The following is a 26643-nucleotide window of genomic DNA, read 5'->3' as shown; positions in this document are numbered from 1 at the left end:
AACAACTCCCTGCAGAGTGGGCGCGGGGCCCGGATATTCGATCAGCGGACGGTGGGTTCGGGGACGTGATGGCCGGTCTTGCGTCGACGCAGCAGCACCCGGCGACTGCCGTCGGGATACAGCCGCAGCCGGGTCAGCTCCCAGCCGTGGAACTCGGCCGAGATCGCGAGCCGCAGCGAGGCACTGATCCGCGACACGTCCTTCGGAAGTTTCAGCGGCACGTACTCGTAGTCGTCATTGCTGGTATCCCACCCCACGGGGAGGCGGGTGAACCGGCTCGCGTTATCGCCTGCCATCACTACCCTTCGACCGGAATCCTCTGCAGTCCGTCACCGGTCGCCGATGCGACCACCAGTGCTGCATCTGCCGGATCGACGGCGAGCGAGTTGGGTTGCTGCACCGTCGCGAAGCGGTGGCGCTCCCTCGGAATACCGGTCGACAGATCGTAGCCCACGACCTCGTTGCTGCCGGTCAGGGTGACCCACACCAGGTCACGGTTCTCGTCGTAGGCCACGGCATACGGTGCCGGGCCCGTCGGATACCGCTGTCGCAGCACGAGCGAATCGAGGGTGTAGACGAGCAGTTCGTCGCCGTCGGTGTCGGTGACCATGACGCGCCCGAACGGGTCGCTGGTCATCTGAGTGGCGCCCGCGCCGGCGCGCAGCGCGATACGCAGGTCCCCATCGTCGAGATCCAGTTCGGTGATGGACGTCTGGTGTCGGTCCAGAACAGCGACGGCCTCCCCGGCGACCGCGAGTGCGTCGGCGGAGACGAGCCCGCCGATCGTCGAGTCCACCTCACCGGTCTCGGGGACGACGACGAGCACCGTACCGGCCGCGGTACCGACGGCCCAGCGTCCGTCGGGCAGGACCGCGGCCGAGAGCGCGTCGCCGTCGACGGGCACCTCGGTGACGCTCCCGGTGGTGGTATCGACCTGCGCGACCATGCCTGCCGCAGGGGCCAGTACGGTGCCGTCGGGACCGGGGGAGACGGATGCTGCCGCTGCGGGCAAGTCCACCTCACGCGGGGGTGCGCCTGCGTCGTCGATCAACAGCATCTGCTGCCCGTCGTCGACGAGTGCCGCGACGATGCCGGTGCCGGGGGCGACGACCATCGCGTCGACCGACCGGGTGAGGGGAGTGACGACGCCGGCGGGTGCGGTGGCCACCGCGGGTGCCACCGCCGCGGTGGCAGGGTCACGGGTCGGGACCGACTCGGCCGCATCGTCGGACGACGAACAGCCGGCGACCAGCGTCACCGCGAGCCCGATCACCACCGCGGCGTTGCGCATCACCGGTCCACCCATCGTCGTTGCTCCTCGCTGTTGTGCTGTGGCTGTGACGGTGCCTCGACGGCGCCGCCGTCATCCAGTGTTCCCGATCGTCCTCCGGTGGGTGCACGCGCCTCCGGAGCGGTCGGTGCCGGTGTGACCTGGCGCTCAGCGGGTATGCGCGGGTCCGTCCCGGTGCGGCAGCACGAGCGGCGTGCCCGTCTCGGGGTGAGCACTGACCCTCAGCGGATAGTCGTAGACGCGGCTGAGCAGGTCCTCGGTGAGGACGTCGTCCGGGCTGCCGTCGGCGACGAGTTGGCCCTTCTCGAGTACGCAGATGCGGTCGGCGTAGGCGGCGGCGAGACCGAGGTCGTGCAGCACCACCACCACGGCGTGTCCGTGATCGGCGCGGGACCGCACGACCCGCATGATCGTTTCCTGATGCCCGATGTCGAGTGCCGCGGTCGGTTCGTCCAGGAGCAGGGTCTGCGTGTCCTGTGCCAGCACCCGAGCCAATGCGACCCGGGCGCGTTCACCACCGGACAACGAGGGGAAGGGGCGGTGGGCGAGATGCGCCACATCGCAGGTGGCGAATGCGGCATCGACGAGTTCTCGGTCGGAGTCCTGGCGGTCCGTGCGTGCCCACGCGGCGCGGCCCATCTGCACGATCTGTCGCGCAGTGAAGGGGAAGCCGACGGTGTGCTGTTGCGGCAGCACGGCGCGTCGGCGTGCCAACGCGAGGGGAGCCCAGTCGCTGAGGTCACGTCCGTGCACCTCGACGTGCCCGCCGCTGAGCGGATGATCGCCGGTCAACGCGGCGAGCAGCGTCGACTTGCCTGCGCCGTTGGGTCCGACCAGTGCCACTACTTCACCGACGCGGACCTCGAAGTCGATCCCGTGCAGAACTTCGCGTTCGCTGCGCTGGAGCCGGATCCCGGTGCCGCGCAGTGTCACGGAACCGGGTGCGGATCGTTCGGGCAGGTCGCGGCGGCCACGGAGCCTACCGAAGATCGGTGTGCGCGCCGCGACGGGAGTGGTGGACGGTGATCGGCTCATGCCCACCCGCCCTGCTTGGCGCGGGTGCGGCGCAGCATCCAGAAGAAGACCGGGCCGCCGATCAATGCGGTGAGCATGCCGAGCGGCAGGTCGGCATTGGGAACCAGGGTGCGGGCACCGAGATCGGCCGCGAGAAGCACCACCGCGCCGCCGAGGACACTGCCGAACATGAGCACGCGGTGGGCAGGACCGAGTGCCAGACGCATCAGGTGCGGCACGACGAGCCCGACGAACATGATGATGCCGGTGAATGCCACTGCGGCGCTGACCAGTACCGCGACCGCGACGATCGCTATCTGCCGGACCCGCTCGACGTCCACCCCGAGATGCCGGGCGACGCTCTCGCCGAGAGCGAGCACATCGAGTTTGGGGGCGAGCACGATGGCCACCGCAACCCCGATCACGGTGAGCGGGGCGACGACTCCCACGATGTCCCAGGTGGCGCCGCCGAGGCTGCCCAATTGCCAGAACACGATCTGATCGCGGGCCGCCGGATTTGCGATGAAGGTGAAGAATGCAATGAGTCCGCCGGCCATGGCGTTGACGGCGACACCGGTGAGGATCACGGTGACCACCTCGGTGCGACCACCCGATCGCGACATCGCATACACCAGGAACGTGGTGATCAGACCGGAGAACAGGGCCGCCGCGGCGAGCGACCACCCGGACGAGAACGCGCCGCCGAGGACGATCACGGCCGAGGCGCCGACTGCGGCACCGGACGACACCCCGATCACGCCGGGTTCGGCGAGTGGATTCGCGAAGATGCCCTGCAGGAGCGCACCTGAGCAGCCGAGTGCCGCTCCGACGAGGATCGACAGCACAACCCGGGGGAAGCGCACCTCCCACAGCGTGACCTCGCCGGCCGGATGGGCGGGCATCGGACCGAGGTCCAGTCCCAGGCGATGCAGCACGCTGCCGACCACCTCGGCGGGACTGGTGGGTACCTGGCCGAGGCACGCCGACACGATCGCGAGCGTCACCAGCGCGATGACGAGACCGGCGAACACCACGGTCGTGCGGGTGGGACCGGCCTTGCGGAGCGCTTCGGCGGGCAGGCCGGTGGCTTCGCCGACCTCGCTCACAGCAGGCACGCGATCAGGGGGCACTCGGTCACGCGGCATCGGAGGGGTAGAACGCGTCGACGAGCGCGGCGAGCACTTCACCGGTTTCGGGTCCGAAGCTCAGCAGCGCCGCGTCGTCCATGTCGACGATGCTGCCGTTTGCGCCGGCCGGGGTCTGCGCGACACCCGGAAGCTCCGCCAGGCCTTCCGGACCGCCGACGGATTCGAGGCTGTGCGTCATGACCAGGATGGTGTCGGGTGCGGACGCGATCATGGCCTCGCTGGTGATCGGCATGAACTGCGAGTCGAGTCCGGCCACGGTTCCTGCGTCCCGCCCGCCGAGGGCGTCGATCAATGCATCGGCGCCGGAACCGGGGCCACCGAGCATCTTGATCGCCGATCCGCGCAGATACAGGAAGGCGACGGTGAAGTCGGGGTGATCTGCCGGCACGGAGGCCTGTGCAGCGGCGATCTCCTCGTTGGTGCGGTGCACCAAGGCCTCGCCTGCCTCGGGCACACCCAGCGCCGCAGCGACCGAGTCGATGCCCGACGCCACGGTGCCGAGGCTCCGCTCCGGGTCGACGAACACCACCGGCACACCGGTGTCGCGCAACTGCTGTTGCACCGCCAGCGGACCGATCGAAGTATCGGTGAGCACCACCGTCGGGTTCAACGCCAGGATCGCTTCGGTGTTGAGACTGTGTCCGCCGGGGGTGACGTTCGGCAAGTGTTCAGCGGCGGGGAAGCTCGCGGTGGAGCGGCCGACGACGTTGTCGCCGAGACCGAGCGAGAACACGGTCTGAGCCAATGTCCCGGAGCGATCCGCGACGACGATCCGCGACACATCGGTCACGGTCACGTCGACACCGTCGAAGCTGCGCACCGTTGCGGGAAGCGTCGGGGACGGATCGGTGGTGATCGGTCGTGGATCGGGGTCGGCGACGGTCGCGGTGCGGGCTCCGGCAGCCGCGGATTCCCCGGTTTCCCCGGAATCGGTGCTGCAGCCGCCGAGCACGAGCGCGACGATTGCCACGAGCACCGCCGACAGCACTTTCACGGTCGAACGAGACATATCGTTCAGACCTGCGCCCGGTATCGGTCGAGGTCGGCTGCGAGGTCGGCGAACAATGCGCCGTTGAGGCCGTAGACGAGGTTCGCCTCGTCGATCACCTGCTGCTGCTGGGCCTCGTCGAGGGGAGCGGCGTCGAGCTTGGCGCGGTAGGAGTCCTTGAACGGCTTCGGCTTCGGGATCTCGTCGAAGATGTAGAAACGCAATCCGTCGCGCTCGTATCCGTAGGCGCGTTCGAGCATGCGGCGGATGATCTGCCCACCCGACAGGTCGCCGAGGTAGCGCAGGTAGTGGTGCGCCAGGAATGCTTCCGGCGACACCGCCGCGACCTTCTGCAACCGTTCGACATACGCGACGGTGGCGGGCAGCGGCGCGATCTCGTCGCGCCACTGCGCACCGATCAGGAATTCCAGGTCGGCCTCGAGCGTCGAGGTGCGGAGCAGTTCGGGGGTCAGGAAGGGGCCGACGATCGGGTTGTCGGCGTAGGTGATCCCGATCCGTTCGAGTGCGTCGTACACGAACCAAGTCTGGGCGATCAGGTCGGCATGCGCCGAGGCAGCCAGTTTCCCGTCGAGCAGTTCGGTGACGAACACCGAGTTCTCGGTGTCCGAATGTGCTTGTTGTGTCTCGATCCGGATCCGCTCGGCGAACCCTGTGACCTCGGTCGTGGTCATCGACCCCACCTCTCTGCGCTGACCTGATCAACCTTCTTGGCAGGACAGCCTAACCTTTGCGGGGGATTCCGGTAAAACCCGGCTCCCACTCACGCACTGACATCGTCGAGCGCGGCCGAGATCGCCGGCGGCAAGGCCAGGTCCTCCGCGACCAGCACTCCTGTCAACTGTGCCAGATCGCGTGCACCGACCAGGGCCGAGGCGACATGCGGACGATCCCGCACCCACGCCAATGCCACCGCCAGTGGCGAGGTGCCCAGGCCGTCGGCGGCGGTGGCGACCGCGTCGACCACCCGGATCGCGGACTTCGTCAGATACCGCTGCACTTCCCCGGTGTGCACGTCGTCGGCGCCTCGTGAATCGGCGGGCATCCCCGCGCGGTACTTGCCGGTGAGCACACCGCCGGCGAGTGGGACCGCGGCGAAGACGCCGACGCCGTGATGCGCGGCCGCGGGAATCAGTTCCTCCTCGACGCCACGGGCAAGCAGCGAGTACTCGACCTGCGTGCACACCAGAGGCGCGGGCCGCCGGGTCTGCGCTGCTGCCGTTGCGAGCTGCCACCCCAGGTAGCCGCGCACCCCGACATACCGGACGCGACCGCTGGACACGGCGAACTCGAGCGCCGAGGCAACCTCGTCGATCGGGGTGTGGGGATCCCAGGTCGCGACCTGCCAGACGTCGAGGTGGTCGGTGCCCAGCTCGCGCAGCGTGTGATCGAGCTGGGTGAGCAGACCACCGCGGGAGCAGTCGACCCGCCCCGAACCGAGCGTGGTGGTGTCGATCCCCGAACTGCCCGAGAGCACCAGTTCGTTGCGAGGCACCACATCGTCGAGCAGTTCGGCGAGGATGCGCTGCGCGACCCCGTCGCCGTAGGCGGGGGAGGTGTCGACGAGGGTGCCTCCCGCATCGACGAACGCGGACAGCTGGGCGGCCGCCTCGTCGCCGTCGGTACCGCGCCCCCAGGTCAAGGTTCCGAGTCCGAGTCGCGACACGCGCAGTCCACTCGAGCCCACTGTTCTGTGTTCCATACCGCCTGTGATCCTCCCGACCGGAGGGAACGTGCCGACCGATCCACGACCGTTCCCATGATTGGCACCTTAATGTCGGATGCACGACGAGTGGAGGTTCGGCGCGCCGCGTACTGTTTCGCGGGTGAATCGGACTCTGCGCACATCGAATGCGGGCACCTCGACCCACCGGACATCCCCCTGCTGTGACCATGCCGGGGTGACGGCATGACCGAATCGATGACCTGGTTGCAGACCATCATCCTCGGACTCGTGCAAGGCCTGACCGAATTCCTGCCGATTTCTTCGTCCGGTCACATGCGGATCGTGTCCGAGTTGTTCTTCGGAGCAGACGCCGGCGCATCGTTCACCGCCGTGACACAGCTCGGCACCGAAGCCGCCGTTCTGGTGTTCTTCGCCGCAGACATCTGGCGTATCCTGTGCGCCTGGTTCCGCGGCGTGTTCCACAAGGAGTACCGCGACAACCACGACTACAAGATGGGCTGGTATGTGATTCTCGGTACCATCCCCATCGGCATCCTCGGCCTGCTGTTCAAGGACGAAATCCGCACCGTCGCACGCAACCTGTGGCTCGTCGCAACCATGCTCATCGTGTTCTCGTTCGTCATCGCCGCCGCCGAGTACTACGGACGCCAGCGCCGCACCATCGACCAGCTCACCCTCAAGGACGGACTCATCATGGGTTCGGCCCAGGCACTCGCCCTGATCCCCGGTGTGTCCCGCTCCGGCGGCACCATCTCCGCGGGCCTGTTCCTCGGCCTCACCCGTGAAGCTGCGGCCCGCTACTCGTTTCTGCTGGCCATCCCGGCCGTCCTCGCATCGGGGCTGTTCAGCCTGCCCGATGCGTTCGAGCCCGTCGGCGAAGGGCTCGAGGCCTCCGGGGCTCAACTCGCGGTGGCGACACTCATCGCATTCGGTGTCGGCTACGCCGCGATCGCCTGGCTGCTCAGGTTCGTGGTGAACCACTCGATGTACTGGTTCGTCGGGTACCGCATCATCATCGGTCTGCTGCTGTTCGGCCTGCTCGGCACCGGTGTGATCTCGGCCACGTAGCCGTCGTCGGAACGCACGGCCACCCCGGCGCGGCAGGACACTAGGCTGGATCGTATGACGGTCATCCTGCTGCGCCACGGACGGTCTACGGCCAACACATCACAGATGTTGGCCGGTCGTACCCCCGGAGTGGAACTCGACGAGGTCGGCCACGTGCAGGCCAAGAACCTCCTCACCCGCTTGACAGGTCTCGACATCGCCGAGATCGTCCGGTCGCCGCTGCTGCGCTGCCGACAGACCGTGCAGCCCCTGGCCACCGACCGTGGCCTGGCGCCGACGATCGACGATCGGCTCGCCGAAGTCGACTACGGGCAATGGACCGGCCGCAAGCTCGGCGACCTCGTCCGCGAACCGATGTGGAAGGTGGTGCAGCAGCACGCGTCCGCAGCGGTGTTCCCCGGCGGCGAAGGGCTCGCGCAGGTGCAGGCCCGCGCTGTCGCGGCGATCCGCGAGCACGACCGTCGTCTCGCCGACACCCACGGCAAGGACGTCGTGTGGGTCGCCTGCAGTCACGGAGACGTGATCAAGTCGATCCTGGCCGACGCCCTGGCCACCCACCTCGACGGGTTCCAGCGCATCGTGGCCGAACCCGCCTCGATCAGCGTCGTGCGCTATACCGACACCCGGCCCTTCGTATTGCGCGTCAACGACACCGGCAGCGACCTCTCCGGTCTCGCGGTGGCCGACGCCCCGAAATCCGTTCCGGGCGGCGAAGTGCCCGGTGACGGGCCGAACGATTCCCCGGCCGACGAGATCGGGGAGGGACACGGCACCCGGGGCGGATAATGACAGTGACCGGCATGGCACAGTGAACGGACTCGAGGAGGTGCAATGGCCCGCGCGATACACGTCTTCCGGACCCCGGACCGGTTCGTTGCCGGCACCGTCGGTGAACCCGGCGACCGGGTGTTCTACCTGCAGGCTGTACACGACTCCCGGGTGGTGAGCGTGATACTGGAGAAACAGCAGGTCCAGATCCTGGCAGACCGGATGGGGCTACTGCTCGAAGAGGTTCACCGCCGGTTCGGCACCACTTTGCCCGACGACGCGGACGTCGACACCAGCCCCCTGCAAACGCCCATCGACGCAGAATTCCGGGTCGGCACCATGGGGCTGGGCTGGGATGCGGACTCCGGTGCCGTCGTCGTCGAACTGCTCGCCGTCACCGAGACCGAACTCGACGAATCCGTCGTCCTCGACGACACCGAGGAAGGCCCGGACGCCGTCCGGGTGTTCCTCACCCCGATCCAGGCGCGCGGCTTCGCGACTCGCTCCGAAATGGTCATTTCCGCAGGCCGCACCCCCTGCCCGCTGTGTGGTGAACCCATCGACGGTGAAGGCCACATCTGTGTGCGCACCAACGGCTACCTGCGCAACCCGGGATTCGATCCGACGTCGTGGTTCGACGAGGAGAACTGACACCATGGCCGTGCCCGACGTGCGCGACGTGTTGTCCGACGGCAGCCTGACCGTCGTCGGGCAGGTCGTGCACGCCAGTAACGCCACCCTCGTATGCGACGCCACACTCGATTCACACAGCGTGCGGTGCGTCTACAAACCCGTCCGGGGGGAACGCCCGCTCTGGGATTTCCCGGACGGCACCCTCGCCGGGCGCGAGGTCGCCTCCTACCTCATCGCCGAAGCGCTCGGCTGGGGCATCATCCCTCTCACGGTACTGCGCGACGGCCCGTTCGGGCGCGGCATGGTCCAACGCTGGATCGACACCCGCGACGACTCCGCCGACCGCCTCGACCGGGTCGACATCTGTCCCGTCGACGAAGTCCCCGAGGGATGGCTACCCGTGCTCCGCGCCCACGACATGGACGGCAGCGACGTCGCCTTGGTCCACGCCGACGACCCGACCCTGCAGCGCATGGCCGTCCTCGACATCATCCTCAACAACGCCGACCGTAAGGGTGGCCACGTCCTCGAAGGTCGCGACGGCACCGTCTACGGCATCGACCACGGAATCTGCCTGCATGCGCAGAACAAGATGCGCACAGTGCTGTGGGGATGGGCGAACTCCACCGTCGACCAGGCGCTGCTCACCGACCTCGACAAACTCGCGCGCCGGTTCGACGGCGACTTCGCCGACGTGCTGCGCGAGCACATCACCGACGCCGAGGTCGCCGCGCTGCACCACCGGATCCTCGCGCTGCTCGAGCGGCCCGTGATGCCCCGCCCCCTCGGCGAGCGGTGCATCCCTTGGCCGGCGTTCTGAACTTGCCCGCGAACTGATCAGTGCGCCGAGGCGTTTTTCTTCCGCTTCGGAAGCACGTGCACGATCAGCACGACGATTGCGCCGAGGACGAGTCCGACCACCGCGGACGTCACGGTGCCCGCGGTCCACGACAGGACGCCGCCGAACCCACCGTCCACGAGCTCGCCGAACCAGTGCTCGAGATCGTGGAGACGATCGGCCGGCCAATGGAATCCGGCCTCACCGACATTGACGAGCAGGATGTGCCCGCCCACCCACAACATCGCGGCGATACCGACCACAGTGAGCACCGTCATCACCTTCGGCATCGCCGACACCAGGCCCCGCCCGATCCGTTGAGCGAACGAGGACTTCCGTCGCGCCATCACCAAACCCACGTCGTCCATCTTCACGATCAACGCCACCACTCCGTACACCAGCGCGGTGATCAGAATCGCGACGACGATCAGTACCAGCAGCCGGGTCACGAACGGTTCACTCTCGACCGACGACAGCGAGATCACCATGATCTCGGCCGACAGGATCAGATCGGTGCGGACGGCCCCGCTGATCATGGTCTTCTCGAACTCGGGCCCACGCGCCGCGGCGGGCACGTCCTCGTCGGCCTGGTGTCCCCCGAACAATGCTTCGTACACTTTCTCGGCGCCCTCGAAACACAGGAACAGACCACCGGCGATCAGCAGATACGGCAGCGCCTGCGGCAGGAACTGACTCAGCAGCATCGCCACCGGCAGGATGATCAGCAGCTTGTTGCGGATCGACCCGATCGCGATCTTGCGAATGATCGGCAGTTCACGGTCGGGAGAAAATCCGTGCACATAGCGCGGGGTGACGGCGGTGTCGTCGACCACCACACCCGCAGCCTTGATACTGGCCTTACCAGCCGCGGCTCCGATGTCGTCGATCGACGCCGCAGCCGCCTTCGCGAGCACCGCAACATCGTCCAGCAGGGCGACGAGACCACCAGCCACGGGAACCTCCCACGATTCTCTTCTGTAGAGCCGAACGCACGTGATCGTGGTCGACATCGAACCGTACCGAACCTATGGTGACGCATGCTCGCCGAGCAGGGGCAAGGCTGCTCATGTCGTCCATTCCATTAGGCTCGGGTTCATGCTGTCTTGGTCCGATGTCGCGATTCCGTCCGTGCCCGGTGAAGGCCCCCCGTTGAGGTTGTTCGACACCGCCGATCGAGCTGTGCGGCCCGTCACCCCCGGTGCGACGGCCACGATGTATGTGTGCGGCATCACCCCGTACGACGCCACCCACCTCGGGCACGCCGCCACCTACCTCACGTTCGATCTCGTCAACCGCATCTGGCGCGACAACGGGCACAACGTCCACTACGTGCAGAACGTTACCGACGTCGACGACCCGCTGTTCGAACGCGCCGCCCGCGACGGCGAGGATTGGGTGGTACTCGGTATGCGCGAGACCGCGCTGTTCCGTGAGGACATGGAGGCGTTGCGGGTCCTGCCGCCGCGCGATTTCATCGGGGCCGTCGAATCGGTGGGCGAGGTGATCGAGCTCGTCGAGAAGCTTGTCGCGTCCGGTGCTGCGTATGTGGTCGACGACGAGCAGTACCCCGACGTGTACTTCCGGGTCGACGCCACCGAACAGTTCGGTTACGAATCCGGGTACGACCACGCCACCATGGCGCAGTTCTTCGCCGAGCGCGGCGGCGACCCCGAACGCCCCGGCAAACGGAACCCGCTCGACGCTCTGCTGTGGCGCGCGCAGCGTCCCGGCGAACCGGCCTGGCCGTCCCCGTTCGGCGACGGCCGCCCCGGCTGGCACATCGAATGCGCCGCGATCGCACTCAACCGCATCGGCAGCGGCTTCGACATCCAGGGCGGCGGCAGCGATCTGATCTTCCCGCACCACGAATTCTCCGCCGCCCACGCCGAAGCCGTCACCGGCGACCGCCGCTTCGCGCGGCACTACGTGCATACCGGCATGATCGGCCTCGACGGCGAGAAGATGTCCAAGTCGCGCGGCAACCTGGTGTTCGTCTCGAAGATGCGTGGCGAGGGCGTGGACCCGGCCGCGATCCGCCTCGGTTTGCTGTCCGGTCATTACCGCGTCGATCGGGCGTGGACGTCTGAGGTGCTTGCGTCCGCCGAAGCCCGGCTCAGCCTGTGGCGCCGTGCGGCGGCGGTGCCGTCCGCGGCGTCCGCGACGGACACGGTCGCGCGGCTGCGTCAGCACCTCGCCGATGATCTCGACACCCCCAAAGCCCTCGCGGCCCTCGATGCATGGGCACAGTTCGCCGTCGACCGCGGCGGCGACGACGCTGCGGCACCACGCCTGTTCGCCGACGCCATCGACTCGCTACTGGGCATCCCGCTGCGCTGACGCGCCCGTGCGTGGTTCTGGTAGCGCCGGCTACCAGAACCACGCACGGGGCGGCTACGCCAACAGTGCGCGGATGTCGTCGGCCGTCAGGGTGGACGAGAACATCTCTCCGTCGTCGACCACCGAGGAGAACAACTCTGCCTTGCGGAGCTGTAGTGCCCGCACCTTTGCCTCGATGGTGCCGCGGGCGATGAGCCGATACACCATGACGTTGCGGGTCTGCCCGATGCGATGGGTGCGGTCGACGGCCTGTGCTTCCGTTGCGGGATTCCACCACGGGTCGAGCAGGAAGCAGTAGTCCGCCTCGACGAGGTTCAACCCGAATCCTCCGGCCTTGAGGCTGATGAGGAACACCGGCGCTGCCCCGGACTTGAACTCCTCGAGCACTTTCCCGCGTTTGCGCGTCTTTCCGTCCAAGTACAGGTAGTCGATACCGGCGGCTTCGAGCCGGGGCCGGACGCGATCGAAGAATCCGGTGAACTGGCTGAACACCAACGCGCGGTGACCACCGGCGATCACGTCGTCGAGCTGTTCGAGCAGCGCATCGATCTTCGCGGAGCCGACCTTGCTGTGCGCGTCGTCGACGAGCGCCGGATCGAGGCTCATCTGCCGCAGCATCGTCAGCGACCGCAGGATCGTGATGCGGTTGCGGTCCAGGTCGTCGACGAGCCCGAGGATCTTCTGCCGTTCCCGCTGCAGCTGCCGGTCGTAGAGGGCGCGGTGCTTCGGTAACAGATCTACCTCGAGGACCTGCTCCTGCTTGTCCGGCAGATCGGGGGCGACCTGCTCCTTGGTGCGACGCAACATCAATGGTTTGATGCGCTGACGCAACTGCACCAGTAATTCGGGGTTGGTGCCGCTCTCGATGGGTTTGCGGTAGTAGTCCTGGAACTTCGTCGGATTCGGGAACAGGCCCGGCGCGGTGACCGACAGCAGCGACCACAACTCCATCAGGTTGTTTTCCATCGGGGTGCCGGTGATCGCGACCTTCAGTGGCGCCTCCACCTCGCGCACGCACTGGTAGGCCTTCGCCCGATGGTTCTTGACGAACTGTGCTTCGTCGAGCAGCAGCATCGACCAGTCCCGATCGAGATACTCGTCTATGTCCAGACGCAGCAGCGTGTACGACGTGACGACGACGTCGATGCTGTCGAGCATCTCGCCGAGTTCCAGGCCACGTTTCCGAGAGGTCTCGGTGATCGCGAGAACATTCAGGTGCGGGGTGAACCGTCGAGCCTCGGCGGCCCAGTTCGGGACTACCGATGTCGGGGCCACGATGAGGACCGGGGGATCGCTGGGGCGTTTGCTGCGGGCGTGGCAGATCAGGGCGAGTGACTGCAGTGTCTTGCCGAGCCCCATGTCGTCGGCGAGGATGCCGCCGAGCCCGTGCGTCCACAGGAACGTCAGCCACCGGAACCCGTCCAGCTGATACGGTCGCAGCGTCGCCTGCAACGTCTTCGGCACCCGCGTTTTCGCTGTCGCATGCACGTCGAGGAGCCCCTGCACCTGCTTCTTCCAGGCAGCGGCCTGCCGGTCGATGACACCGAGCGCCGCGAGTTCTTCCCAGATCCCCGCTTGGAACCGGCTCAACCGCAACCGATCCGGGTCATCTTCGTGCAGCGCCCGTGCTTCCTCGACGAGGCGGCGCAACTGCTGCAACTCGGGTTTGTCCAGCGACAGATACGCTCCGTCGGGCAGCATCAGATACGACGCGCCGTCGCTGAGCGCGGTGAACACCTCCCGGAACGGGACCGTCTCACCATCGATCTCGAGGGAGATGTTCAGGTCGAACCAGTCGGAATCCTCGGTGGCCTTGGTGGACAGTCCGATCCGCAGACTGTCGCTCACGTCGCGGTAGTCTGCGGGGCTGCCCTCGACCCGCACCTGCACGTCGTCGCGGTCGGACAACAGCGGCAGTAGTTCGGACACGAGACGCGCGGTGTCGAGACCGGTGAGCGTGACGCGCGCGAACAATCGGCGGTCGACGGTGTTGTCCAGTCCGAACGGGCCCACCACGGCCCGGGTCTCGGCCAGCAGTGTGGCCTCCGCCTCCTGGTCGCGCACAGCGTCGGAGAGGTGTTCGTACAATTCGGCCGTGTACTCGCTGTCACCGACGGTGTACACGAACTGCCAGTGCAGATCGGTGCGATGCTCGGGACGGAAGGCGACGCGCAGCAGCAGTGTCGGCCCGGTGACGGTCGGTGCGGTGAAGGAGCCGTCTGCGGAGCCGACCGTCGCAGCACGTTGCAGGCGCGGGTAGTAGGCGGCAGTGAACCGTGCCGCCTGGTCCGCCGGCACCGTGAGCGCAGTCTTGCTCTGCAACAGTTGCTGCATACCTTGGGGTGCGGTGTGACGCAGCTGCGCGAGCCGGAACGGTTGATCCGCTGGCGCGGTGCCACCGTGATCGCCCGGCGGGAGGTAGACCACGCCGTGAGCGGGGGCCCCGATGAATCCGACGGCGCTCGCCGCAGTGTCGTCGTCGATGAGCAGCGTCGGGGTCACTGTCAGGCCGTTGCCGGAGTCGGCGACATCCACGCACACATCGGCTGTGCCGGGTGGCGGTACTTCACCGTGCTTCTTCTTCGCGTAGCGCAGCTCGATCCCGAGGGTGCGGGCATCACTGAGCAGCGACCACAGCCGCGGCGACACCGCAGACAGATCGATCATGGTTTGGGTGGAGCTGTAATAGCTTCGCGTCGATGCCTGCACCAGCGCCGCGAACTCGAGCAACAATTGCTTGTGCTGCTTGTTCACGTCGTAGGTGTAGGCCAGGTTCTGCCAGGAGATGTTGCCGGACACCCACCCGGTCTTGCCGGGCCTCAGCACCCGCGCAGTGAGGGCAGGTGCCGGTGTGTGCGCTCGGTGCGTCAACGCCAGTTGCAGCGCGAGCGGCGCGCCGTTGCCGATGTCGTCGTCGCCGAGCAATACCTCGAACGATGCCTCCCACGAGGGAGGCGCGAAAGGCACTGCGTCCGCCTGCGGGTCGAGCAGGGTGAGAAGAAGTGCCACGGTGTGCTTGCAGTCGTACCCGACCGGGCACGAACACTCGCCGTACTCGAACTCGAGTCCCCGTGGTCCGGGGCTGAGCTGAATAACAGCCTGGTACATCTGCGTTCCGGCCACCGTCCCGTAGCCGAAGAGTTCGTCCTCGTCGAAGCCACAATGAACGACCGCACCCGACTCCGCGTAGCGTCTGCCGCGGTCGAACGTGGGTCGGCCCACCTCGTCGACCAACGACTGGACAAGCTGGTTGAACGCGGGATTCCTGGCCATGGGTGGGCAGTCTATGCGCCCCCGCGTCCCGTGCGCGGATGTGGTAGCCAGTGCTGCCTGAACCACGCACGGGGTGGCCGAGTTCGCCGCGGCAGGCTACGATTGCGCCGATGACAACCTTCTCTGATTCAAGATTGGGGGCCCAGTTCGCTCACGGTGAGTGCTGATGCACCCTCCGAACACGAACGGGATCATTCCCCGACTGTCCTTCTGGCTGCGGGTGCGCGAGTTCGCCGTGTCGCCGTCCATGATCGAGGTCGCAACCGACCGGCGTCGTGCTGGCGACTGGCGCGGTGCGTGTGATGCAGCGGGAGTCGATGTCGACATCGACCTACGCGGGCTGGCTCACGTGTACAGCCAGGACGTCGTGTCCCAGGTCCTGGACGATCTGCGACACCTGGCCCCCGACCTCCTCCGCTGGCACCTACCGCGGGTAGCCCCCGACGGACTGCTGCGCCCCGGGCTGACCATCGCACTCGCCCGATACGGTCCACGGGAACGCCGAAAATGTTGCGGTGGAACCGGTTCGGTGCACCTGGTGGTCCGCACCGCTCCGGCGTGGGCAGATGCCGGGCAAAGGGTCGTGCTGGCACTGTGGGACGGCTCGGAGCCCGCGAACCATCCCCATCCGCGACCCAACAGGCGGTTCCGGCTCGACCTCCACCGGCACCTGTGGGATGCACGCAGATCCGGTGATCTGCGAATGCGCAGTGGGACAGGCCAAATGCCGGGCGTCGCCAAGCTCGACCCAGCCCTGGCGGCGGTGATCCCCGACGGCTGCGCCGTCGACCGCTGGGCGGCCGAGGCCCGCATCCTGCTCGGCGCCGACCGACAACGTGATGGCCCCGTGCGGGTGCGGTGTGGGGGCCGGAACGACCTGGTGGTGGAGCCGGTCGGCGGCACCGACCCCGCCGCGATGCATCTCGTGGACGACTACCCCCGCGGCCGGCTCGCCGCGCTCCCGGTGCTGCCCGATGCCGCGACCTGGGTGCTGCCCGACCTGGAACTGATCCGGTCGGGCGCGATCACCGCTGATCGGCTGCACCCACTGGTCGCCGCCGTCCTGGAACCGGGCTGGTCGCCGCAGACACCATCCCGGACGGCGAACCGGAAGAACCGGATTCACGTGGTCGACTGCCGTGGTGAACGGCACCGGATCGGCTTGGTCGACGGCGTACTGACCGCCCTCGATCATGATTCCGCCGAGACTCGGCGCGAGGAACTGCTCGTCGCATTGGGTGGCACCCCGCTGCCGTGTCTTCAGTTCATCGACCAGGCGCTTCGTCGTCCAGACTGCCTGCCGGGCGTCCGCGAACGTCTGGACCACGGAGATGCCGAGGGGGCGCTCGCCGTCGTCGAAGGACTGCTCGGTCCCGACGCGATTCTCCGTGACGGACCCCTGCTGGACGAGCTGCGCGCGGCCGTCGAGCGCCGCACCACGTACGACCGGTTCCGTACTGCGCCGGTGGAACCGTCTCCTCCATCGCGACCGCGAAACGCCGGACGGTTGCACCACACCCGATCACGCTGAACCTTTCCACAATCCACCGTCCCGCAGGGTGTCCGATCGGACGCAACCTGCTGTTCCATCGGACCTCACAGGTGATGCACATGTCTTCCACATTCCTTCCCGACAGTCCCGGCAACATCGAACTCGACAGTGCCGCAGAACTGTTGACGATGCTCGCCGCGGTGACCACCGAACCTCGCCCCGACGACCAACTCGAGGCCCTCACCTTGGCGGTGTCCGCGGACCTACCGGTACTGCTGTGGGGCGAACCGGGAATCGGTAAAACCGCCGCCCTGACTCAGCTCGCCGAGGCCGTAGACTTACCACTGACCACCGTCATCGCGAGTGTGCACGAACCGTCGGACTTCTCGGGTCTGCCCGTTCTCGGGGACGACCCGGCCACACAGGGCGTCCCGATGGCCCCGCCCGACTGGGCCGTCCGGCTCGTGGAGGCCGGCCGAGGATTGCTTTTCTTGGACGAACTGTCGACGGCACCGCCTGCCGTGCAGGCTGCGCTGCTCCGTCTCGTGCTGGAAAGACGAATCGGGGCACTGCAACTCCCACCCGAGGTCCGCATCGTGGCCGCAGCCAACCCATCGTCTTCGGCTGCGGACGGCTGGGAACTGAGTCCACCTCTGGCGAACCGATTCGTGCACCTGCACTGGACCTACGACCACGACGTGATCGTCCGGGGTCTCGGCGGAACCTGGCCACGTGCGACGCTGCCTCGACTCGATCCGGCGACGTTCTCGGACGCGGTGAGTTTCGCCCGCCGCGCGGTCTGTGAGCTCCTCACCGCCCGACCCGCTCTCGTCCATCAACTGCCCAGCAGTCAGACCCGCCGCGGCAGCGCCTGGCCATCGCCACGCACCTGGGACATGACAGTGCGGCTGATTGCTTTCGCGACCGCCACCTCGTCGTCGAAAGACGTCCTGTCTCTGCTGGTCCGGGGGAGTGTCGGCGACGGACCGGGATTCGAATTGCTCGCCGCCCTCGAGCGTATGGACCTCCCCGACCCCGAGACGCTGCTCGCTGATCCAGGATCCGCCGATCTCCCCGATCGCGGTGATCTGCGCCAGGCCGTACTCGACGCGGTGGTCGCCGCCGTCCGTCGACGGCCGGAGAAGTGGCGCTGGGACGCGGCGTGGGCGATCCTGGTGACCGCGGTGGCAAGCGGGCCACCCGACCTCGTGGTCGTCCCGGCGACCACCCTCGCCACTCTGCGCCGGGACGAGTGGGAGGTGCCTGCGGCACTCGACCGGCTCGCCGGGGTCGTGTCGGTCTCTCAGGCGGCAGACGACGCGGCCGATCGTGCCACCGGTCGATGACGGCGGTACCTGCGGTCGACGTGGACAAGATCTACGCAGCCCGGCTGTACGCCGCGCGGGCCCGGCCCTATCTCGCGACCGCCTTGTACGCGCTGCACATCGTCGAGTCGGCTCGCGTGCCGACCCTCGGGGTGGACCGGCATTGGCGCTGCTACGTCTCGCCCGTCTTCGTCGCTCAGCGACCGGTGGAGGAACTGGCCTCGATCCTGGTCCACGAGGTGTCGCATCTGCTGCGCGATCACCACGGCCGCAGCGACCGCTACGCCCGCACACATGAACTGACCTCCCGTGCCGATCGGCTGCGCATGAACATCGCCGCCGACGCGGAGATCAACGACGATGCGTTCGGTGACGGATTGCCACTACCCGGCGATGCCGTTCTGCCGTCGACGCTGCAGCTGCCCGCCGGTCAGCTCATGGAGGACTATCTGCAGCAGTTCGGCCTCGGCCCGTGTACCGACAGGCTGATCTGGCTCGACTGCGGCAGCGGCGCCGACGGGCTGGACCGCGAGTGGGAACTGGGCCCCGAGGGCGCCAATGCGCTCAGTGACGAGCAGCGAGACGCGGTCCGTTTCCGGGTGGCGCACAGCATCATCGGACAACCGGGCAATGCACCCCGCGGATGGCGACGGTGGGCGCAGGAGGCCCTGCACCCGCCGCAGCCGTGGCGAGCCCTGCTGGGCGCAGCGATCCGCTCGGCCACGTCCTCGTCCGGCACCGGCGACAACTACACATACCGCCGGCCGGCGCGGCGCTCCGCCGCGGTGCCCGGTGCGGTGCTACCGAGCCTGCGGCGCACCCCGCCTCGGGTCAGTGTCATCGTCGACACCTCCGGTTCGGTCAGCGACGCCGACTTGGGCAGCGCACTTCTCGAGGTTGCCGCCATCGCGCGGGCCGTGGGCGGGCGCCGCGACCTGGTCACGGTGCTGTCCTGCGACGCCGCGGCCCGGGTCGTGCACCCGCTGTGCCAGGCCGAGAACATTCCACTGTTCGGGGGTGGCGGCACGGATCTGCGCGCCGGATTCGACAGGGCACTGCGCAGTCGCCCCTGCCCCGATGTGGTGGTCGTGCTCACCGACGGGCAGACGCCCTGGCCCAGCAGCCGTCCAGGGTGCCGAACGGTGGTCGGCCTGTTTCCCCGACGCGTTTCCTACAGCGAATCGAACCCCGACTACGTCCCGGACAGACCACCGGAGTGGGCGCATGTAGTGGAGATCGGCAGATCGCGCGGCTGATCGGCACCCGACGCGCGTACGGGGAACGGAATCGGCCGACAGGATTGCCACCCTGCGTGTGGCCAGAACTGATTGTGCATACAGTGTGCATTCCGTAGGGTTACTATATGACGCGCCGTGGACCAGGACGGCAACGTCCTCGACGTGCTGGTCCAGTCCCGCCGAAACGCCGTGGCCGCGAAGAAGTTCTTCCGCAAGCTCCTCAAGAGGCAGTGCGCGGTGCCACGGGTGCTGGTCACCGACGAGCTCGGTAGTTACCAGGTGGCGCATCGGGAGGTGATGCCGTCGGTCGAGCACCGGCGGTCGAGGTACCTGAATAATCGGGCGGAGAACTCCCATCAGCCCACGCGGCGACGTGAGCGGGCGATGAAACGGGTTCGCCTCGCCCGGGCAGGCGCAGCGGTTCCTCTCGGCGTTCGGCGGCATCGCAGGGCACGTTCAGTCGCGGCGACACCTGCTCAACGCGTCTGAATGGCGACGCGAGATGACCGATCGCTTCGCCGTGTGGAACGAGGTCATCGGTCTGTCCCCGCAGCCTGAACGGTGCGGCTCCGACAGGATCCCTCACCCGGCTCCACATGCCCGGATCCAGCTCTGGGCCCAGCCAAGTTGACGATGCCGTTGTGCGACAGTAAAGCTCGTGTCGAGTGGGGAGCTCGAAAGCGTGGAGCAGTTGACCTGGCGTTTCAGGGTGGTCGGCGACGTTGTCGATTTCTACGACACGCCTGGTGCGCAGATCGGCGCTCCGGACGCGTGGGTTCAGGCGGTTGTGGCCACCGCAGGAGGACCGGTGTAGGAAGCGAACCGAGGTGGTCGTGGCGGTCCGCGTCGGAGAAGGTCGGCACCCCCTCGGGCACGGCGCGGCGTGCCGCCATGCAGTCGCCGTACCGTTCGGTCATGAGCACCGACCGCGCGTACGAGGTCTGTACCCTCGAACTCGGCCCCTTTGACAGCCTCGCTGAGCTGCGCGGCGAACTGTCCAACCACGCTGCCGCCTTCGCCAACGAAGTGTCTGTGGCCACGGACGTCATCGTGATCTCTATATCGCATTCGGTCATCGAGGCCGACGGACGATGGTGGGCCTCGGTTGTCACCACGACCGATGAAGGCGTCGATCCCTGACCGCGATGTTGTCGACCTGTACCGTGCTCGCAGTGGGCCGGGGAGCGGCCACGCCGGGAAGGGTGGTGGAATGTCAAAACCCCGGGGACGTGCACCGTTGGGGTGCAGAGGCCGCTCCGGGGTCTTCACTGTCAACTATATCGGTACTGGAGGGATATGCCCAACCGCAGCGCGGCCGTGACGCAGGCGATGGGTGTGTTGTTGACGCCGGAGCGGTTGTCGTCGTATCTCGCGGCGGCTGGAGGTGACCTCGATCGGGCGTTGGATCTGTATGAGTGGAACGCCCGTCTGGGTGCGGCGGTGTTCGAGGATCTCGGCTATCTCGAGGTGGTCTTGCGCAACGCTTGTCACGCCCAGCTCGATCGGTGGAACCGCAGCAATGACGGTGTTGATCCGTGGTATCTGACGGTACCGTTGACGCCGCAGTCCCAGAAGGATGTCGCTGATGCTCGTCGCCGTGCGACTCGCGGGGGCCGCGTGGAGGTGCCGGGCCGGGTGGTGGCGGAGTTGATGTTCGGGTTCTGGCGTTTTTTGCATGCGCGCACCTATGAGGCCACGTTGTGGACTCCGTGCGTGCGGCACGCGTATCCGCACCAGCGTCCCAACCGGCGTCAGGATGTCTATCGGCGGCTTGATCACCTCAACACGCTGCGAAATCGGATTGCTCATCACGAGCCGATCCACGGCGCGCAGATCGCCGGCACCGGCCAGGACGTCGCCGGTCTGCATCGGGAGTTGCTTGAGGTGTTGTCCTGGATCGATCCGACGGTGGGGGCTTGGGTACGCGAGCGCAGCGCGGTGCCGGCGTTGCTAGGGACCCGATCAGACTGACGACGGACGTGTCCCCTGCATCAGGGTGCTGTGTGAGGAGAGGACCGGATGTCCGTAAGTGGCGAGGTAATGCTGGGGCCGTTCTGGCGGGTGGGGAGGCCCCTGCCGGAGCGCCGCGGGGAACTGCGGGTAAGCCCCGGCAAGGAGGCGGAACTGCGTGTCGAAAGACCCATTTCGCCCAGCCGGACGATTCGCGTCGAGCCTGGCGGATCGCCGGGGAGACAAGTGGTGCGATACAGCGCAGATCCGGATGATGTCGTTGCGGATTTTCAGCCGGTAACGGTGCACGGTGTCCTCGACGACGCCGATCGGGTCAGGTCGTCCACGAGTCGGGACAGCGGCGCGTGGGTGCTCGACGTGGCCGAGTTCGATCTCGCCGTCGCGCACCTGCGGGTTCCCGAAATGGCCTGAACAGCGTCATCCTCCGTCGGCAAGGTTCGGCGCGCAGGGGAGGTATTGCCGCGCCGCTGAACACCGTTACGCGCCAACCCGGCAGGAAGCGGGCGCTGCGGTGGGCGAGACCGGCGTGGTTGATCGTGGACCCGAGCACGGTGGATGCCGCGGCGAACGTGCGCCCGGTGCGCTGTCCGGTGCCTCGAAATCCGGTCTCGCCGCAGGGTTGTTGTCCGGCTATCGATGCATACGCAGAGTGCGCGCAGCCGTACGGAACGGCGGTCGGTGCGGGTCGCCGCGCCGCCGGAGGGCGGCCTGGACCGACCCCTCCGGCCCCTCCGGCCAGCACCAGGATCAGCTGTATCACGTTGGCATTCATGCCGACCTCCCTGTGTGTGGGGTGCGTCCGGGTGCGCGCTGCCGATACGTTCGCTGGTGGGAGTCCTGTGCTGTGGGAGTCGACCCTCGACCCGGGCCTGCGCGAGTCGGTCAGACTGTCCGCACGTTCTGCGCTTGCGGGCCTTTCATTCCGTAACCGATCTCGTACTCGACCCACTGGTTGTCCTCCAGCGTCTTGTAGCCGGTGCCCGCGATGTGCGAGTAGTGCACGAATATCTCGGCGGTGCCGTCGTCCGGGGTGATGAATCCGTAGCCATTTTCACTGTTGAACCACTGCACGATGCCCTGTGTCATGGTGTGCTTCCTCCCGTGGAGCCGGCGCCTCAGGTGCTGCCGTGTTCTGTGGTGGATCGTGCCGACCGGCCCGTTCCGCTGCGGCCCCTGTGCCGACGAGGCCGACCGGTATCCGGTGGCTGCAGGTCGGCGCTCGAATCGTTCGACGGGCAGGTCAGGATCCGTGCCCGGCGGGGCGCAGCGTACGGGCCCCGAGGCGGAAGGAGCGGCGGTGCGAGCCACGGCGCCGAGACCGTCGCGCCCCCTGGAGCGCGACGGCCCCGGCGAGAAGGGTTCGGGGCGCGGTTGCGGTCGCCGATGATCTCGTCGTCACCAACGGGGCGGTGCACGCAGTCGCAGTGATGGCACGAGCCTTGAGCGCGCGCGGCTTCGATCGCATCGGCGTCGAGCATCCGGGCTGGATTCCGCTGCGCACGCCCTTCGAGGGCTCCGGCCTCGAACCGATCGCGATTCCTGTGGACGATGGTGGATTGAATGTCTCCGAACTGGTCAAGAGTGGCGTTCGCGCGGTCCTGATCTCACCCGCTCATCAGTTTCCGACCGGCTCGGTCATGTCTTCGGGCCGGCGGGCCGCGCTACTCGACTGGGCGGAAGCGGTCGACGGAGTCATCATCGAGGATGACTACGACGCCGAATTCCGATACGACCGGCATCCTCTTGCCGCAATTCAAGGGCTGAGGCCGGAACGCGTTGTGTTGATCGGCTCGGTCAGCAAGAGTCTGGCGCCGGCCCTGCTCCTCGGTTGGATGGTCTTACCGTCACAGTGGAACGAACCGGTGCTGCGCGCCGTTCGGGCCATCGACCCCAGCGCCGCTGTAGTCAGTCAGCTTGCGCTCGCCGAGTATCTCGGCAGTGGCGGGTTCGAACGCCATCTACGCCGGATGCGCAAGGACTACGCAGGACGTCGTCAGCAATTGGTTGCAGCAATGGGGGAGCACTGTCCTGACGCCGCACTGCGGGGTATATCGGCGGGACTGCACTTGATGGTGGACTTCGGTCGAGGATCAGCTGCCGACTTCGTGGCGGCCGCTGCCGAGCGACAGATTCGGATCTGTCCGATCTCCCGCTATTGCATGAACGAAGACGTTCCCGAGCAATACCGTGACCGACGGGCCGTAGTGCTGGGGTACGGCGGCATTCCCGCTCACCGGATTGCCCAGGGAGTGGAGATCTTGTCGACGATTGTGTGAGAGGGGCGCACGGCACCGTGAAACTGCGAGGACTGTCACGAGAACTTGCGAACGACAGCGGCCTGCGGACCTTCGAGGGGACGATGGATCTCATGGCACACGTACAGCGCTTCGACCACGTCGGCATCACCGTCGCGGACCTTCCCTCGGCAACAGCGTTCTTCGTGGGCCTTGGGCTCGAGGTGGAGGGCACCGGATCCGTGGAAGGCGAGTTCGTCGAGACCGTCTGCGGCATCCCGGGTGCGCACTGCGAGATCGCGATGCTGCGGCTGCCTGGCGGAGGGGCCGGGCTGGAACTGGCGAGCTTCGTCACGCCCGACCACGAGCCCGGATCGCCGACCGCGATGGCCAACGAGGTCGGACTGCGAAATGTGTCCTTTGAAGTCGGCGACCTTCAGGCCGCTCTCGACGCCGTGGCAGCCGAAGGGTACGGGCTCATCGGTGGCGTCGGTGAGTATGAGAACAGCGTGCGGATGGCATATGTGCGTGGGCCCGAGGGAATCATCGTGTCGCTGTTCGAGCAATTTGGCTGACGCGCCGGGTCCACGGGCGTCGCGTAGCTCAACACGCACTACACCCTCCACGACAAGAACGCCCTGCGCCTGACTACCGATGCGAAAACGGTGAAACAGATCGGTGTGCCGGGCGGGCGGAGCAGCGGGCCCGGGCCTGCGAGTGGCTACCCTCGAATGATGGCAGCAATCCCGCATCCTCCCTCGGGCCCGAATACGGCGATGCCCGGTCTCGGGAGCACCTTCGTCGATGAACTGAGCGCACTGAGCGTGTCGTGGCAGGGAGCTGAGGTTCCGGATCCGACGCTGCTCGTGCTCAACGACAAGCTCGCAGCGCATCTGCGGTTGGACGCACCGGCACTGCGAAGCGATGAGGGAATCGCACTCCTGTCCGGGGCGGTGGCACCGTTCGACGCGAAACCGGTTGCGATGGCGTATGCGGGTCATCAGTTCGGCGGGTACGCGCCGCTCCTCGGGGATGGTCGGGCGCTATTGCTCGGCGAACTCGTGGACGACGAGGGCAGCCGGGTGGATCTGCATCTGAAGGGGTCAGGGCCCACACCGTTCTCTCGGGGCGGTGACGGGTTCGCGGTGGTCGGCCCGATGCTCCGCGAATACCTGGTCAGCGAGGCGATGAACGCCCTGGGTGTTCCCACCACACGGTCGCTGTCGGTCGTGGCGACGGGTCGCGCCGTCCACCGCAACGGTGCTGAACCCGGGGCGGTACTCGCGCGGGTCGCGGCCAGCCATCTGCGTGTAGGAACCTTCGAACTCGCGGTCCGTCATGGCGAGATTCTCCGCACGCTCGCCGATTACGCGATCGCCCGCCATTACCCACAGCTCACCGAACTGCCGGCGGAAGGCGAACGGAACCGCTACGTGGCGTTCCTCGAGTCCGTGATCGAGGCCCAGGCGTCCTTGGTGGCGCAATGGATGCTCACCGGGTTCGTGCACGGGGTGATGAACACCGACAACACGACGATCTCGGGGGAGACCATCGACTACGGTCCGTGCGCTTTCCTCGACGCCTACGATCCGTCAGCTGTGTTCAGTTCGATCGATCACGGTGGGCGCTACTCATTCGGCAACCAGCCCGTGGTACTGAAATGGAACCTGGCGCGTTTCGCCGAAACGCTTCTGGCGTTGCTCGACTCCGAACCGAACGATGCGATCACTGCGGCGACCGCTGCCCTCGACACCTTCGACGAACACTACGAGAGCCACTTCACGCGCGGCATGGCGGCCAAGCTCGGTCTGGCCGGCACGGACGTCGATCGGGCTCTGGTCGACGAGTTGTTGAAGCTGATGGCCGCACATGGCGCAGACTGGACGGGTACCTTCCGTGCGCTCGCAGGCGAACTCCGCGGGAATTCGGCGCCACTCGACGGCCTCGTTCCACACGAATCCACGGGTCCGTGGCTGGAACGCTGGCGTGCAGAACTCGAGAGGTACGGGCGCGGGGCGGCCGAGACAGCGGACGCGATGGACCGCGTCAACCCGCTGTATATCCCGCGCAACCATCACCTTGAGGCGGCTCTGCGCACCGCCACCGCCGGCGATCTAGTTCCGTTCGAGACTTTGCTGGAGGTGGTGACGCATCCGTTCGAGCGTCGTGACGAGTGGTCGGAGTACGCCACACCCGCCCCGCGGTCGTTCAACGACAACTTCCAGACCTTCTGCGGCACCTGACATTCGACGACGTCGAGTGCGTAGAAAGTTCACGCGACACGCCGAGGCCGACGACGAAAACTGCACCACCGATTCAGTCGTGTGTGACCGACGATTCCTCGGACGGTGACGACACCGCGAGCCCCTGGCCGGCCGCCGCGGTGCGGACGGAATCGATCACCAACTGCAGCGGCCGTCGTTGTGAATCGGCGCCCCGATGGGCGATCGAGATCGTACGCATCAGCGGGTCGGTGAGCGCGACCACTTCAATCCCCGGTGGAGGCAGAGTCAGCCCGAGGTCGGAGACGAGGGTGACGCCCAGGCCTGCAGCGACCATTGCGAGTGCTGTCGCCTGCTCGCCGACCTCGTGGTTGATCCTGGGCTCGAACCCGGAGCGTTGACACGCCATGCGCACCGCTCGGCCGAAATGTGAGGTGGGTCCGGCCAGCACCCACGGATACTCGGCGAGATCCGCCAACGTCATCGTCTCGGCCGGTGCCGTCCCCGGGGGCATGACGGCGTGCAATCGCTCCACCGCGATGACCACCCGTGTCAACGCGGGATCCCACGGCATCGGATAGTTGGAATAGTCGATCACGAACGAGAAATCCAACGTGCCGACCTGGACGGCGCCCGCGGTGTCCTCGGGTGCGAGCTCCTTCGTGCGGACTTCGATGCCGGGATGCTCGACCGCGAGCAAGGTCAGTGCCTTCGGCAGCAGACTCGACGCGACAGACGCCCACACGCCGCCGACCAATCGTGCGGTGACACCGTCCTGGGTGCGTTCGAGAGCGGTCGTCGCACGTTCCACCGAGCGGAGGATCTCCTCGGCGTGTTCGGCGAGGACGAAGCCGGCATCGGTGAGCTGCACCCGGCGGCCATGTCGCACGAAAAGAGTTGCACCGACGTCTCGTTCGAGTAACGCGAGCTGTTGGGAGACGGCCGAGGTGGTGTAGTGCAATGCCGCGGCAGCAGCGGTCACGGTGCCTCGGCGATGCAATTCCCGAAGCATCCGTAGCCGGCGCAACGACAGCTCCATACCGCCAGGGTAAGGGCTGTGTAGCAACCGTGAACGCAATCATTCAAGTTTCGTAACTG

The 26643-nt window shown here is 67.1% G+C and carries 26 protein-coding genes and 1 pseudogene; 16 read left to right on the top strand and 11 right to left on the bottom strand.

Annotation, left to right across the window (positions count from 1 at the left end):
• Positions 1-41 precede the first annotated feature (41 nt).
• The 7 genes from ACZI8W_RS08500 to ACZI8W_RS08470 form a co-directional block, all read right to left on the bottom strand.
• Entirely contained in the window at positions 42-296 is a 255-nt protein-coding gene (locus ACZI8W_RS08500) for a DUF5703 family protein (RefSeq protein ID WP_463368053.1), read from the bottom strand.
• Positions 297-298: 2 nt separating this feature from the next.
• On the bottom strand, positions 299-1306 hold the full coding sequence (locus ACZI8W_RS08495; protein WP_463368052.1) for a hypothetical protein: 1008 nt from the start codon (positions 1304-1306) through the stop codon (positions 299-301).
• Positions 1307-1438: 132 nt separating this feature from the next.
• Positions 1439-2326 carry a heme ABC transporter ATP-binding protein gene (locus ACZI8W_RS08490; RefSeq protein ID WP_463368051.1) on the bottom strand — a complete coding sequence of 296 codons (888 nt, stop codon included), beginning with the start codon at positions 2324-2326 and terminating at the stop codon, positions 1439-1441.
• Positions 2323-3384 carry a FecCD family ABC transporter permease gene (locus ACZI8W_RS08485; RefSeq protein WP_463368079.1) on the bottom strand — a complete coding sequence of 354 codons (1062 nt, stop codon included), beginning with the start codon at positions 3382-3384 and terminating at the stop codon, positions 2323-2325. Before ACZI8W_RS08485 ends, ACZI8W_RS08490 begins: the two co-directional genes overlap by 4 nt.
• A gap of 55 nt (positions 3385-3439) precedes the next feature.
• A complete protein-coding gene (locus tag ACZI8W_RS08480) occupies positions 3440-4462 on the bottom strand; it encodes a heme/hemin ABC transporter substrate-binding protein (RefSeq protein WP_463368050.1) in 1023 nt (340 codons plus the stop codon).
• 5 nt (positions 4463-4467) lie between these two features.
• On the bottom strand, positions 4468-5133 hold the full coding sequence (locus ACZI8W_RS08475; RefSeq protein WP_463368049.1) for a biliverdin-producing heme oxygenase: 666 nt from the start codon (positions 5131-5133) through the stop codon (positions 4468-4470).
• 89 nt (positions 5134-5222) lie between these two features.
• Positions 5223-6161: an aldo/keto reductase gene (locus tag ACZI8W_RS08470; protein ID WP_463368048.1), complete on the bottom strand. Its 939-nt coding sequence runs from the start codon at positions 6159-6161 to the stop codon at positions 5223-5225.
• A 207-nt stretch (positions 6162-6368) separates the two neighbouring features.
• On the opposite strand from ACZI8W_RS08470, the gene ACZI8W_RS08465 reads away from it, so the two are divergent.
• The 4 genes from ACZI8W_RS08465 to ACZI8W_RS08450 are packed head-to-tail and all read left to right on the top strand — an operon-like array spanning position 6369 to position 9435.
• Positions 6369-7214: an undecaprenyl-diphosphate phosphatase gene (locus ACZI8W_RS08465; RefSeq protein WP_463368047.1), complete on the top strand. Its 846-nt coding sequence runs from the start codon at positions 6369-6371 to the stop codon at positions 7212-7214.
• Between the two features lie 54 nt (positions 7215-7268).
• Positions 7269-8000 carry a histidine phosphatase family protein gene (locus tag ACZI8W_RS08460; protein ID WP_463368046.1) on the top strand — a complete coding sequence of 244 codons (732 nt, stop codon included), beginning with the start codon at positions 7269-7271 and terminating at the stop codon, positions 7998-8000.
• 45 nt (positions 8001-8045) lie between these two features.
• Positions 8046-8633 (top strand): DUF3090 domain-containing protein, encoded by a 588-nt coding sequence (locus ACZI8W_RS08455; RefSeq protein ID WP_463368045.1) that lies wholly within the window; start codon positions 8046-8048, stop codon positions 8631-8633.
• A gap of 4 nt (positions 8634-8637) precedes the next feature.
• Entirely contained in the window at positions 8638-9435 is a 798-nt protein-coding gene (locus ACZI8W_RS08450; protein WP_463368044.1) for an SCO1664 family protein, read from the top strand.
• Between the two features lie 17 nt (positions 9436-9452).
• Here ACZI8W_RS08450 and ACZI8W_RS08445 read toward each other — a convergent pair whose 3' ends face one another.
• Entirely contained in the window at positions 9453-10406 is a 954-nt protein-coding gene (locus tag ACZI8W_RS08445; RefSeq protein ID WP_463368043.1) for a DUF808 domain-containing protein, read from the bottom strand.
• A 142-nt stretch (positions 10407-10548) separates the two neighbouring features.
• On the opposite strand from ACZI8W_RS08445, the gene mshC reads away from it, so the two are divergent.
• Positions 10549-11790 carry a cysteine--1-D-myo-inosityl 2-amino-2-deoxy-alpha-D-glucopyranoside ligase gene (gene mshC, locus ACZI8W_RS08440; protein WP_463368042.1) on the top strand — a complete coding sequence of 414 codons (1242 nt, stop codon included), beginning with the start codon at positions 10549-10551 and terminating at the stop codon, positions 11788-11790.
• A 54-nt stretch (positions 11791-11844) separates the two neighbouring features.
• Here mshC and ACZI8W_RS08435 read toward each other — a convergent pair whose 3' ends face one another.
• Entirely contained in the window at positions 11845-15063 is a 3219-nt protein-coding gene (locus tag ACZI8W_RS08435; protein WP_463368041.1) for a DEAD/DEAH box helicase, read from the bottom strand.
• Positions 15064-15223: 160 nt separating this feature from the next.
• Here ACZI8W_RS08435 and ACZI8W_RS08430 point away from each other — a divergent pair, with 160 nt between their 5' ends.
• The 8 genes and pseudogenes from ACZI8W_RS08430 (at position 15224) to ACZI8W_RS08395 (ending at position 21500) form a co-directional block, all read left to right on the top strand.
• Complete coding sequence (locus ACZI8W_RS08430; RefSeq protein WP_463368040.1) at positions 15224-16594, top strand: hypothetical protein; 1371 nt, start codon at positions 15224-15226, stop codon at positions 16592-16594.
• 74 nt (positions 16595-16668) lie between these two features.
• On the top strand, positions 16669-17901 hold the full coding sequence (locus ACZI8W_RS08425) for an AAA family ATPase (protein WP_463368039.1): 1233 nt from the start codon (positions 16669-16671) through the stop codon (positions 17899-17901).
• Entirely contained in the window at positions 17898-19136 is a 1239-nt protein-coding gene (locus ACZI8W_RS08420) for a vWA domain-containing protein (protein ID WP_463368038.1), read from the top strand. The genes ACZI8W_RS08425 and ACZI8W_RS08420 overlap by 4 nt, the downstream gene beginning before the upstream one ends.
• A 111-nt stretch (positions 19137-19247) precedes the next feature.
• Positions 19248-19653, top strand: a pseudogene (locus ACZI8W_RS08415) (IS6 family transposase); the annotation flags it as partial.
• 123 nt (positions 19654-19776) lie between these two features.
• Positions 19777-19932 carry a hypothetical protein gene (locus ACZI8W_RS08410; RefSeq protein WP_463368037.1) on the top strand — a complete coding sequence of 52 codons (156 nt, stop codon included), beginning with the start codon at positions 19777-19779 and terminating at the stop codon, positions 19930-19932.
• Between the two features lie 101 nt (positions 19933-20033).
• Complete coding sequence (locus ACZI8W_RS08405) at positions 20034-20258, top strand: hypothetical protein (RefSeq protein WP_463368036.1); 225 nt, start codon at positions 20034-20036, stop codon at positions 20256-20258.
• Between the two features lie 156 nt (positions 20259-20414).
• Positions 20415-21089, top strand: a complete 675-nt coding sequence (locus ACZI8W_RS08400; RefSeq protein WP_463368035.1) for a hypothetical protein — start codon at positions 20415-20417, stop codon at positions 21087-21089.
• 228 nt (positions 21090-21317) lie between these two features.
• Positions 21318-21500 (top strand): hypothetical protein, encoded by a 183-nt coding sequence (locus tag ACZI8W_RS08395; RefSeq protein ID WP_463368034.1) that lies wholly within the window; start codon positions 21318-21320, stop codon positions 21498-21500.
• A 471-nt stretch (positions 21501-21971) separates the two neighbouring features.
• Here ACZI8W_RS08395 and ACZI8W_RS08390 read toward each other — a convergent pair whose 3' ends face one another.
• Positions 21972-22175: a cold-shock protein gene (locus ACZI8W_RS08390; RefSeq protein ID WP_463368033.1), complete on the bottom strand. Its 204-nt coding sequence runs from the start codon at positions 22173-22175 to the stop codon at positions 21972-21974.
• On the opposite strand from ACZI8W_RS08390, the gene ACZI8W_RS08385 reads away from it, so the two are divergent.
• From ACZI8W_RS08385 to ACZI8W_RS08375, 3 genes are all read left to right on the top strand, one after another.
• On the top strand, positions 22169-23365 hold the full coding sequence (locus ACZI8W_RS08385; RefSeq protein ID WP_463368032.1) for an aminotransferase-like domain-containing protein: 1197 nt from the start codon (positions 22169-22171) through the stop codon (positions 23363-23365). The genes ACZI8W_RS08390 and ACZI8W_RS08385 overlap by 7 nt on opposite strands.
• 92 nt (positions 23366-23457) lie before the next feature.
• The gene (locus tag ACZI8W_RS08380) at positions 23458-23898 is read left to right on the top strand and encodes a VOC family protein (protein WP_463368031.1); all 441 of its coding nucleotides are present in this window, start codon (positions 23458-23460) and stop codon (positions 23896-23898) included.
• 156 nt (positions 23899-24054) lie between these two features.
• Positions 24055-25566 carry a protein adenylyltransferase SelO gene (locus tag ACZI8W_RS08375; protein ID WP_463368030.1) on the top strand — a complete coding sequence of 504 codons (1512 nt, stop codon included), beginning with the start codon at positions 24055-24057 and terminating at the stop codon, positions 25564-25566.
• A gap of 73 nt (positions 25567-25639) precedes the next feature.
• Here ACZI8W_RS08375 and ACZI8W_RS08370 read toward each other — a convergent pair whose 3' ends face one another.
• Positions 25640-26584, bottom strand: coding sequence for a LysR family transcriptional regulator (locus ACZI8W_RS08370; protein WP_463368029.1), 945 nt, complete (start codon positions 26582-26584; stop codon positions 25640-25642).
• Positions 26585-26643: the final 59 nt, after the last annotated feature.

The organism is Rhodococcus ruitaii (assembly GCF_055230935.1).
This window is presented reverse-complemented; position numbering and strand designations above follow the sequence as displayed.